The 12,621-nt window shown below is 69.3% G+C and carries 1 protein-coding gene; it reads right to left on the bottom strand.

The window, feature by feature from the left end; genetic code table 11:
• On the bottom strand, positions 1-12,621 hold a 12,621-nt coding region (locus EYW49_RS23170; RefSeq protein WP_165498377.1), incomplete at both ends, for a calcium-binding protein.

Raw genomic sequence — 12,621 nt, 5'->3', positions numbered from 1 at the left:
TGGGTGGCCAGCGTCACCGTGTCGGACGAAGCCGCGCCGACCACCGTCTCGATGTTCGACACCGTGACCGTGTTGACGAAGGCGCCGAGCACCAGCTTGTCGTTGCCGCCGGCGAGGTCGAAGGAGCTGCCGGTGGCCTGGGTGGCCAGCGTCACCACGTCGGTCGCCGCCGAGCCGACCAGGGTCTCGACATTGGACACGGTCACCGTCGCGCCGGAGGCGTTGAAGGTCAGCGTGTCGCCGCCCGCGCCGAGGTCGACGATGCCGCCGGTCATGGCCGCACCGAAGGTCACGTCGTCGGCCGAGATGCCGCCGGTGACGGTCTCGACGTTGGTCACCGTCACCGTATTGGTGAAGGCGCCGAGGATCAGCCGGTCGGTGCCGTCGCCGAGATCGAGCTTGGTGCCGGTCGCGGCATTCGACAGGGTCACCACGTCGGCGACGGCCGAACCGGTCACCGTTTCGACATTGGCGAGCGTCGCCGTGGCGCCGCCCGCGGCGAAGGTCAGCTTGTCGCCGCCCGCGCCGAGATCGAGCACGATGCCGGTCGCGGCGCTGGCGAGCACCACGGTGTCGACCGAGCCGCCACCGATGATGGTCTCGGTGTTGGACACCGTGACCGTGTTGGTGAAGGTGCCGAGCACCAGCTTGTCGGCCCCGGCGCCGAGATCGATGGTGTCGCCGGTGAAGGCGCCCGACAGGGTCACCGTGTCGGCGAGGCCGGCACCGATGACGGTTTCGACATTGGCCACCGTGATGGTGTTGATGAAGGCTCCGAGTACCAGCTTGTCGCCGCCGGCGCCGAGATCCATCGTCAGGTTGGTCGCCGCCGCCGAGAAGGTGACGAGATCGTCGCCGGCGAGGCCGGTCACGGTCTCGACATTGGCGAGGGTCACGGTCGCGCCGGTCGCGTCGAAGCTCAGGCTGTCGTTGCCGGCGCCGAGGTCGACGGTGCCGCCGGTGAAGGCCGCGCCGAAGGTCACGGTGTCGCCGGAGATGCCACCGGTCACCGTCTCGACGTTGGTCACCGTCACCGTATTGGTGAAGGCCCCGAGGATCAGCCGGTCGTTGCCGTCGGCCAGATCATAGGTCGAGCCGGTCGACTGGGCGTTGAGGGTCACGAGATCGGCGACCGCCGAACCCGTCACCGTCTCGATGTTGGCGACCGTCACCGTCGCACCCGCCGCCGCGAAGGTCAGCTGGTCGATGCCGCCGCCGAGGTCGAGGATCACACCGGTGGTCGCCGCGGCGAGGGTCACCACGTCGGCCGAACCGACGCCGATCACCGTTTCGATGCCGGCGACCGTCACCGTGTTGTCGAACAGGCCGAGGGTCAGCTTGTCGCTGCCGGCGCCCAGATCGAGGGTGCCGCCGGTGAACTGGGTGGCCAGCGTCACCGTGTCGGACGAAGCGCCGCCGACCACCGTCTCGATGTTGGACACCGTGACCGTGTTGACGAAGGCCCCGAGCACCAGCTTGTCGTTGCCGCCGGCGAGGTCGAAGGAGCTGCCGGTGGCCTGGGTGCCGAGCGTCACCACGTCGGTGGCCGCCGACCCGACCAGGGTCTCGACGTTGGCGACCGTCACCGTGGCGCCGGCGGCGTTGAAGGTCAGCGTGTCGCCGCCCGCCCCGAGATCGACGGTGCCGCCGGTCACGGCCGCGCCGAAGGTCACGGCATCGGCCGAGAGACCGCCGGTGATCGTCTCGACGTTGGTCACCGTCACCGTATTGGTGAAGGCGCCGAGGATCAGGCGATCGTTGCCGTCGGAGAGATCGACGGTCGTGCCGGTCGCCGCCGCCGAGAGGGTCACCACGTCGGCGACCACCGAACCGGTGATCGTTTCGACATTGGCGAGCGTCGCCGTGGCGCCGGTCGCGGCGAAGGTCAGCTTGTCGGCGCCGGCCCCGAGGTCGAGGACGATGCCGGTCGCCGCGCCGCCGAGCACCACGGTGTCGGCCGAGGCGCCGCCGACGACGGTCTCGGTGTTCGACACCGTGACCGTGTTGATGAAGTTGGCCAGCGTCAGCTTGTCGGTGCCGGCACCGAGATCGATGGTGTCGCCGGTGAAGGCGCCCGCGAGAGTCACCGTGTCGGCGGACACACCGCCGACGATGGTCTCGACGTTGGACACCGTCAGGGTGTTGGCGAAGGCGCCGAGCACCAGCTTGTCGCCGCCGAGCCCGAGGTCGACGGTGGTGCCGATGGCGGCGGTCGCCAGCGTCACCACATCGGAGCCGTCGGCGCCGGTGATGGTTTCGATGTTGGCCGCGGTCACGGTCGCACCGGTCGGATCGATGACCAGCGTGTCGTTGCCGGCGCCGAGATCGACCGTACCGCCGGTATAGGCGGTGGCGAAGGTCACCGTGTCGGACGAGATGCCGCCGACGATGGTCTCGACGTTGGTGATCGTCACGTTGTTGACGAAGGCGCCGAGCACCAGCTTGTCGGCACCGCCGCCGAGGTCGACGGTCGAGCCGGTGGCCTGCGTGCCCAGCGTCACCAGGTCGGACGAAGCGCCGCCGGTGATCGTCTCGACGTTCGACAAGGTCACGGTGTTGACCGCATCGGCGAGGATCAGCGCATCGGCGCCGGCCCCGAGGTCGATCGCCATGCCGACCGCCTGGCCGCCCAGGGTGACGGTGTCGGAGGACACCCCGCCGACCAGCGTTTCGACGTTGACGACGGTCAGGGTGTTGACGAAGGCCCCGAGCACCAGCTTGTCGGAGCCGGCACCGAGATCGATCGTCGTCTCGTAGGCCGCCGAACCGAGGGTCACGGTGTCGGAGACCGCGCCACCGGTGATCGTTTCGACGTTGGTGACGGTCAGGTTGTTGGTGAAGGACCCGAGCACCAGCCGGTCGGCCCCGTCGCCGAGATCGACGGAGATGGCGGTGGCGGCGGTGGACAAGGTCACCATGTCGTCGGCTTCGGCACCGGTGATGGTTTCGACGTTGGCGGCGGTGACCGTCGCGCCGGTCGAAGCGAACACCAGGCTGTCGTTGCCGACCCCGAGATCGACCGAGACGGAGGCATAGCTGTCGCCGAACACCACGGTGTCGGAGGAGGCGCCGCCGGTGATCGTCTCGACGTTGGAGACGGTCACGGTGTTGGTGAAGGCACCGAGCGTCAGCTTGTCGTTGCCGCCCGCCAGATCGACGGTGGCGCCGGTGACCTGCGTGGAGAACGCCACCGTATCGGCCGAGGCGCCGCCGGTGATGGTCTCGACGTTGACGACCGTCACGGTGTTGACCGCCGCCGCCAGGATCAGGGTATCGCTGCCGCCGCCGAGGTCGACGGTGACGTTGGTGGCCTGCACGCCGAGGACGACGGTGTCGGCCGAGGCCGCGCCGACGATGGTCTCGACGTTGGACACGGTCACGGTGTTGTCGAAGGCGCCGAGCGTCAGCTTGTCGGCACCGCCGGCGAGATCGATGTGGCCGTCGGTGACCTGGGCGGTGAGCACCACCGTGTCGGCGGAGGCTCCGCCGATGAGGGTCTCGACGTTGGCGACGCCGATGGTGTTGGCGAAGGCACCGAGCCGCAGGGTGTCGGCGCCCGAGCCGAGATCGACCGAGGTCGAGACCGCGGCGGTCGCGAGGGTGACGAGGTCGTCGCCGGCCGCGCCGGTGATGGTCTCGACATTGGCCGCGGTGAGCGTGGCGCCGGTCGTATCGAAGATCAGGGTGTCGTTGCCGGCCCCGAGATCGACCGAGCCGCCGGTCATCGCCGCACCGAAGGTCACGGTATCGGCCGAGAGGCCACCGGTGATCGTTTCGATGTTGGTGACGGTCACGGTATTGACGAAGGCGCCGAGCGTCAGCTTGTCGAGGCCGTCGCCGAGGTCGAGCGTCGACCCGGTGACCTGCGCCGAGAACACCACGGAGTCGTTGGTGGTGCCGCCGACGATGGTTTCGACGTTGGTCAGCGTGACGGTGTTGATGAAGTTGCCGAGGGTCAGCTGGTCGGCGCCGCCGCCGAGATCGACGGTGACGTCGGTCGACTGGACCGCCAGGGTGACTTGGTCGGAACCGCCCGCGCCGACGATCGATTCGACGTTGGACACGGTCACGGTGTTGTCGAAGGCGCCGAGCGTCAGCTTGTCGACGCCGCCGGCGAGATCGATGGTCGCCCCGGTCACGGCGCCGGAGAAGGTCACGACATCGGCGGAGGCGCCGCCGGTGATCGTTTCGACGTTGACCACCGTCACGGTGTTGACGAAGGCGCCGAGGGTCAGCTTGTCGTTGCCGTCACCGAGGTCGACGGTGGTGCCGGTGTTGCCGGCGCCGAGGGTGACGAGGTCGTCGGCGACCGAGCCGGTGATCGTTTCGACATTGGCCAGGGTCACGGTCGCGCCGGTCGGATCGAAGGAGACGGAGTCCGCCCCTGCACCGAGATCGACGCTCACGCCGTCGGTCGCGCCGCCGAACACCAGGGTGTCGGCGAGGTTGCCGCCGGTGATCGTCTCGACGTTGACCACGGTGACGGTGTTGACGAAGGCCCCGAGCGTCAGGGTGTCGGCGTCGGCGCCGAGATCGATGGTCGTGCCGGTCGCCTGGGCGCCGAGGATCACCGCATCGGCGGAGGCGCCGCCGGTGACGGTCTCGACGTTGGAGACGGTCACGGTGTTGACGAAGTCGCCGAGCTTCAGCGCGTCGGCTTCACCGCCGAGGTCGATGGTCGCGGCGGTCACCTGGGCACCGAGCACCACGGTATCGGCGGAGGCCCCACCGACGACGGTCTCGACGTTGGAGATCGTCAGCGTGTTGACGAAGGCGCCCAGCGTCAGCTTGTCGGCGCCGCCGGCCAGATCGATCGACAGGCCGTCGGCCGCGGTCGTCAGGGTGACGACGTCGGTCGAGGCGCCGCCGGTGACGATCTCGACATTGGCCACCGACACGGTGTTGACGAAGGCTCCGAGCGTCAGGCTGTCGGTGCCCGTGCCGAGGTCGATCAGCGAGCCGGTCGCCTGTCCGGAGAGCACCACGGTATCCGCCGCAGCGCCGCCGACGATGGTTTCGACGTTGGCGATGGTCGCGGTGTTGACGAAGTCGCCGAGGGTCAGGCGGTCGGAGCCGCCGGCCAGATCGACGGTGCCGGAGGTGACTTCGGTGCCGAGCGTGATGTCGTCGGACGCGGATCCGGCGATGATCGTCTCGACGTTGGTGATCGTCACAACGTTGGCGACCGAGGCGAGGGTCAGGGAGTCGTTGCCGCCGCCGAGGTCGATGTTGCCCGAGACCGCGCTGGTCAGGGTCAGGACGTCGTCGCCATTGCCACCGACGATGGTCTCGACATTGGCGATGGTCAGCGTGTTGGCGGCGTCGGCGAGCTGCAGCGTGTCGTTGCCGCCGGCGAGATCGATGGTGCCGCCGGTCGCCTGGGCCGAGAGGGTGATCAGGTCGTCGGCGGCGCCGCCGGTGATGGTCTCGATGCCGGTCGCGGTGACGGTCCCGCCTGCCGCCGCCAGGATCAGATGGTCGTTGCCGCCGCCGAGGTCGATGGTGATCCCGTCGGTGGCCGCGCCGAGCGTCACGGTGTCGGAGGAGATGCCGCCGACGATCGTCTCGATGCCGGTGACCGTCACGGTGTTGTCGAAGGCCCCGAGCGTCAGGCGATCCTTGCCGCCGCCGAGGTCGAAGGTCTGACCGGTGATCTGCGAGGCCAGGGTCACGTCGTCGCCGGCCGCCGAACCGACGATCGTTTCGACGTTGGCCAGCGTGATGGTGGCGCCGGTGACGTCGAAGGTGACGGAGTCCGCCCCTGCTCCGAGATCGACGCTGCCGCCGTTCATGCCGCCGCCGAAGGTGACGAGATCCGCGCCCGTGCCGCCGATCACCGTCTCGATGTTGGAGACCGTGACGGTGTTGGCGAAGTTGCCGAGCACCAGGGTGTCGTTGCCGCCGTCGAGATCGAGCGAAGTGCCGGTCGCCTGGGTGGCGAGGGTCACGCGATCGTCGCCGCCCGCGCCGGTGATGGTCTCGACGTTGACCACGGTGATGGTCGCGCCGGCCGCATCGAGCACCAGAGTGTCCGCACCGCCGCCGAGATCGATCGTCGAACCGGTGTTCGCCGCACCGAGCACCACGGTATCGGCGGACGCACCGCCGGTGATGGTCTCGATGTTGGTGACCGTCACGGTGTTGACGAAGGCACCGAGCGTCAGGCTGTCGGCACCGCCGCCGAGGTCGATCGAGCCGTCGACCACCGCGGTGGCCAGCGTCACGGTGTCGGACGAAGCCGACCCGACGATGTTCTCGATGTTGGAGACCGTCAGGGTGTTGAGGAAGGCGCCGAGCGTCAGCGTGTCGCTGCCGTCGCCGAGGTCGAAGGTCGCCCCGGTCACCTGATTGGCCAGCGTGACCGAATCGTCGGTCGCCGAGCCGATGATCGTCTCGACGTTGGTCACCGTGACCGTCGCGCCGGTCGGATCGAACACCAGCTTGTCGGCCCCGTCGCCGAGGTCGACCACCGCGCCGGCGACCGCGCCGCCGAACACCACGGTGTCGGCACCGGAGGCGCCGGTGATCGTCTCGACGTTGGTCACCGTGACGGTGTTGGTGAAGTTGCCGAGCGTCAGCGTGTCGTTGCCGCCGCCGAGATCGAGGGTGGTGCCGGTCGACTGGGTCGACAGGGTGACGAGGTCGTCGGCCGCCGAAGCGGTGATCGTCTCGACATTGGCGACGGTGACCGTCGCGCCGGTCGAGTCGAAGGTCAGGCTGTCGCTGCCGGCGCCGAGATCGACGGTGGCGCCGGTCTCGGCCGCACCGAAGGTGACGACGTCGGACAGCCCGCCGCCGATCACCGTTTCGATGTTGACCACCGCCACGGTGTTGGCGAAGGCGCCGAGCACCAGCGTGTCGGCACCCCCGGCGAGATCGAGCGTGCCGGAGGTCACGGCAGTGGCCAGCGTCACCGTGTCGGACGAAGCGGAGCCGACCAGGTTCTCGACGTTGGACAGGGTGACGGTATTGGTGAAGGCACCCAGCGTCAGCGTGTCGCTGCCGCCGCCGAGGTCGATGGTCGTGCCGGTCGCCTGAGCGGAGAGCGTGACCGCGTCGTCGATGCCCGAGCCGGTGACGGTCTCGACATTGGCGAGGGTGACGGTCGCGCCGGTGATGTCGAACACCACCTTGTCGGCGCCCGCGCCGAGGTCGAGGGTCGCGCCGGCCACGGCGCCCGAGAACACCACCGTATCGTTGGAAATTCCGCCGGTGATCGTCTCGACGTTGGTCACCGTGACGGTGTTGGTGAAGTCGCCGAGGGTCAGCGCGTCGTTGCCGCCGGCGAGGTCGATGGTCGCGCCGGTCGCCTGAGCCGAGAGGGTGACGACGTCCGCCGCCGCGCCGCCGCCGATGGTCTCGACGTTGGCCAGCGTGATGGTCGCCCCGGCCGCGTCGAAGGTCACTTGGTCGGCACCGGCGCCGAGGTCGATGGCGCCGCCGGTGAAGGCGCCGCCGAGCGTCACGCTGTCGGACGACAGGGCACCGATCACCGTCTCGGTGTTGGACACGGTGACGGTGTTGACGAAGGCACCGAGGGTCAGCGTATCGGAACCGCCCCCGAGATCGATGGCGAGGCCGGTGGCCGCGGTGCCCAGGTTCACGCTGTCGGCGGACGCGCCACCGGTCACGGTCTCGATGTTGGAGACGGTGACGGTGTTGACGAAGGCGCCGAGCACCAGCGTGTCGTTGCCGCCGGCGAGATCGAAGGTCGCGCCGGTCACCTGGCCGCCCAGGGTCACGGTGTCGTCGCCGGCCGCGCCGACGATGGTTTCGACGTTGGCGAGGGTGACGGTTGCGCCGGTGGCATCGAACACCACCTTGTCGCCGCCCGCACCGAGGTCGAGGGTCGCGCCGGTCACGGCGCCCGAGAACACCACGGTGTCGCTGGAGACACCGCCGGTGATCGTCTCGACGTTGATCGCCGTGACGGTGTTGGTGAAGGCGCCCAGCGTCAGCGTGTCGTTGCCGCCGGCGAGGTCGATGGTCGTGCCGGTCGCCTGAGCGGAGAGGGTGACGACGTCCGCCGCCGCACCGCCGCCGATGGTTTCGACGTTGGCCAGCGTGATGGTCGCCCCGGCCGCAGCGAAGGTCACCTGATCGGCTCCGGCGCCGAGATCGAAGGCCCCGCCGGTGAAGGCGGCACCGAGCGTCACGCTGTCGGACGACAGCCCGCCGGTCACCGTCTCGATGTTCGACACGGTGACGGTGTTGACGAAGGCGCCCAGCGTCAGCGTATCGGAACCGGCGCCCAGATCGAAGGCGAGGCCGGTGGCCGCGGTGCCGAGGGTCACGCTGTCGGAGGACGCGCCGCCGGTCACGGTCTCGATGTTGGAGACGGTGACGGTGTTGTCGAAGGCGCCCAGCGTCAGCGCGTCGGCGCCGCTGCCGAGGTCGATGGTCGCCCCGGTGACCTGACCGCTCAGCGTCACGGTGTCGTCGCCGACCGCGCCGACGACCGTTTCGACGTTGACGATCGTCACCGTCGCACCAGCCCCGTCGAACACCAGCTTGTCGCTGCCCGCACCGAGATCGATCGTCACGCCGTTGGCGGCGCCGCCGAACACCACGGTGTCACTGGAGACACCGCCGGTGATCGTCTCGACATTGATCGCCGTGACGGTATTGACGAAGGCGCCCAGCGTCAGCGAGTCGTTGCCGCCGGCGAGGTCGATGGTCGTGCCGGTCGCCTGAGCGGAGAGGGTGACGACGTCCGCCGCCGCACCGCCGCCGATGGTCTCGACGTTGGCCAGCGTTATGGTCGCTCCGGCCGCAGCGAAGGTCACCTGATCGGCTCCGGCGCCGAGATCGAAGGCCCCGCCGGTGAAGGCGGCACCGAGCGTCACGCTGTCGGACGACAGCCCGCCGGTCACCGTCTCGATGTTCGACACGGTGACGGTGTTGTCGAAGGCGCCGAGCGTCAGCGTATCGGAACCGGCGCCCAGATCGAAGGCGAGGCCGGTGGCCGCGGTGGCCAGCGTGACGCTGTCGTTGGTGGTGCCGCCGACCAGGGTCTCGACGTTGGAGACGGTGACGGTGTTGACGAAGTTGCCCAGAGTCAGCTTGTCGCTGCCGCCGCCGAGATCGACGGTCGACCCGGTGACCTGACCGCTCAGCGTCACGGTGTCGTCGCCGACCGCGCCGACGATGGTTTCGACGTTGGCGAGGGTGACGGTGGCGCCGGTGGCATCGAACACCACCTTGTCGCCGCCGGCACCGAGGTCGAGGGTCGCGCCGGCCACGGCGCCCGAGAACACCACGGTGTCGCTGGAGACACCGCCGGTGATCGTCTCGACGTTGATCACCGAAACGGTATTGGTGAAGGCACCGAGGGTCAGCGAGTCGTTGCCGCCGGCGAGGTCGAGGGTGGTGCCGGTCGCCTGGGCCGAGAGGGTGACGACATCCGCCGCCGCCCCACCGGTGACGGTCTCGACGTTGGCCGCGGTCAGCGTCGCGCCGCCCGCTGCGAGGGTGAGGGAATCCGCACCGCCGCCGAGATCGACGGTGATGCCGGTGGTCGCGGCGGCCAGCGTCACGGTGTCGGCGGCACCGCCACCGGTCATGTTCTCGACGTTGGCGATGGTCACGGTATTGGCGAAGGTGCCGAGCGTCAGGCTGTCGGCACCGGCTCCGAGATCGATCGTGCCACCGGTGAAGGCGGTGGCGAGAGTGACCACGTCGGCCGAAGCGCTACCCGTCAGGCTCTCGACGTTCGACACCGTCAGGGTCGAGGAATTGGCCAGCACCAACTTGTCGTTGCCGGCACCCAGATCGACCGAGGCCGAGGGCATGTTGCCCCGGAACGTGACGAAGTCGTCGCCGGCTCCGCCGACCACCGACTCGACGCCGGCGACCGTCACGGTCGCGCCGGCCGCATCGATACGCAGCGTGTCGTTGCCCGCGAAGAGGTTGATCGTCCCGCCGGTGTAGGCACCGACCAGAGCGACGGTGTCGTCGCCGCCGCCGCCCAGCACGGTCTCGATGTTGCTGATCGACACGGTGTTGACGAACTCGCCGAGGGTCAGCGTGTCCACGCCGGCGGCGAGGTCGATCGTTCCCGCCGTGAAGGCGGTGGAGAGGGTGATCGCATCGACGCCGGCACTGCCGGTGATGGTCTCGACGTTGGCGACGGTGGCGGTCGCCGCCGCGCCGAAGGTCAGGCTGTCGGATCCGGCGCCGAGGTCGAAGGCGCCCCACGACACCGCCGCGCCGAGCACCACCGTGTCGGCGGAGGCGCCACCGGTGATCGATTCGACATTGGAGGCGGTCACCGTGTTGACGAAGGCACCGAGCGTCAGGGTGTCGGCGTCGGCACCGAGGTCGATCGAGCCGGTCGTGAAGGCCGAGCCGAGGGTCACCGTGTCGGCGGAGACGCCGCCGACGATGGTCTCGACGTTGAGCGTCGTGACGGTCTGCAGCGCCGCCCCGAAGGTCAGGGTGTCGCCGCCGTCGCCGAGGTCGATGGTCGCGCCGCTGACGGTGCCCGACAGGATGACGGAATCCGAGCCCGAGTCGCCGGTGACGGTCTCGATGTTGGCGACCGTGACGGTGTTGACGAAGTTGCCGAGCACCAGCTTGTCGGCGCCCGTGCCGAGATCGAGCAGGCCGCCGGTGATCTGACCGCCGAGCACGACGGTGTCGGAGGAGACACCACCGACCAGCGTTTCGACGTTGGACACGGTGACGGTGTTGACGAAGGCGCCGAGCGTCAGCTTGTCGCCGCCCGCGCCGAGGTCGACGGTGAGCCCGGTCGCCTGTGCGCCGAGGATCACCGAGTCGGAGGACACGCCGCCGACCACCGTCTCAGTGTTGAGAACGGTGACGGTGTTGACGAAGGCCCCGAGGGTCAGCTTGTCGGCGCCGCCGGCCAGATCGATGGTGCCCGCGGTGATCGCCGAACCGAGAACCACGGTGTCGGCGCCCCCGCCGGCCACCAGGGTTTCGACGTTGGTCACCGTCAGGGTGTTGGTGAAGTTGCCCAGCACCAGCTTGTCCAAGCCGCCGCCGAGATCGATGGTGCCGGTGGTGACCGCCGAGCCGAGGGTCACGATGTCGGTCGAGGCGCCGCCGACGATGGTCTCGACGTTGGACACCGCGACCGAGTTGGAGAAGGCCCCGAAGATCAGCTTGTCGGCGCCGTCGCCGAGATCGATCGAGCCGGAGGTGGCCGCGCTGGCCAGGGTGACGGTGTCGTCGGTGGCCGAGCCGACCACGGTCTCGATGTTCGACAGCGAGATGACGTTGCCGCCCACGACGCTGGACAGAACCACGGTATCGACGGAGGCGCCACCGACGACCGATTCGATATTGGCGACGGTGACGGTATTGACGAAGTTGCCGAGCGTCAGCTTGTCGGCGCCGGCGGCCAGATCGATCAGCCCGCCGGTCGCCTGCGCGCCCAGCGTCACGGTGTCGGCCGACAGGCCGCCGGTGATCGTCTCGACGTTGGAGACGGTSGCGGTGTTGACGAAGGCGCCGAAGGTCAGCGAATCCGCGCCGGCCGCCAGATCGATGGTCGCGGCGGTGACCGCSGAGGACAGCACCACGGTGTCGGCATTGGCCGCACCGACCACGGTTTCGGTGTTGGCGACGGTGACGGTGTTGACGAAGGCCCCGAGCACCAGCTTGTCGGCGCCGGCGCCGAGRTCGACGGTGCCGGTGGTGATCTGCGAGCCGAGGGTCACGGTGTCGGAGGACGCGCCGCCGACCAGGGTCTCGACGTTGGACACGGTCAGGACGTTGGCGAAGGCGCCGAGCGTCAGCTTGTCGGCCCCGTCGCCGAGGTCGACGGTGGCGGCGGTCACTGCCGCACCGAGCGTCACCACGTCGGTGGCGGCGCCGCCGACGATGGTYTCGACGTTGGAGATCGTCGCGGTCGCACCGAGCGCGTCGAAGGTCAGCTTGTCGCTGCCGGTGCCGAGATCGACGGTGACGCCGGCGACGGCGCCGGACAGGGTCACCAGGTCGGTGGTCGTGCCGCCGACGATGGTCTCGGTATTGGCGACGGTCGCGGTATTGACGAAGTTGCCGAGCGTCAGCTTGTCGGCGCCGGCGGCGAGATCGATCAGCCCGCCGGTCGCCTGAGCGCCCAGCGTCACGGTGTCGGCCGACAGGCCGCCGGTGATCGTCTCGACGTTGGAGACGGTCGCGGTGTTGACGAAGGCGCCGAAGGTCAGCGAATCCGCGCCGCCGGCGAGATCGATGGTCGCGGCGGTGACCGCGGAGGACAGCACCACGGTGTCGGCATTGGCCGCACCGACCACGGTTTCGGTGTTGGCGACGGTGACGGTGTTGACGAAGGCCCCGAGCACCAGCTTGTCGGCGCCGGCGCCGAGGTCGACGGTGCCGGTGGTGATCTGCGAGCCGAGGGTCACGGTGTCGGAGGAGGCGCCGCCGACCAGAGTCTCGACGTTGGACACGGTCAGGACGTTGGCGAAGGCGCCGAGCGTCARCTTGTCGGCCCCGTCGCCGAGGTCGACGGTGGCGGCGGTCACCGCCGCACCGAGCGTCACCACGTCGGTGGCGGCGCCGCCGACGATGGTTTCGACGTTGGAGATCGTCGCGGTCGCACCGAGCGCGTCGAAGGTCAGCTTGTCGCTGCCGGTGCCGAGATCGACGGTG

The sequence above is a fragment of the Siculibacillus lacustris genome, assembly GCF_004328075.1.
Classification (GTDB): Bacteria; Pseudomonadota; Alphaproteobacteria; order Rhizobiales; family Ancalomicrobiaceae; genus Siculibacillus; species Siculibacillus lacustris.
Note: the sequence above shows the minus strand (reverse complement) of the source record. Positions and strands in the feature narration are given on the sequence as shown.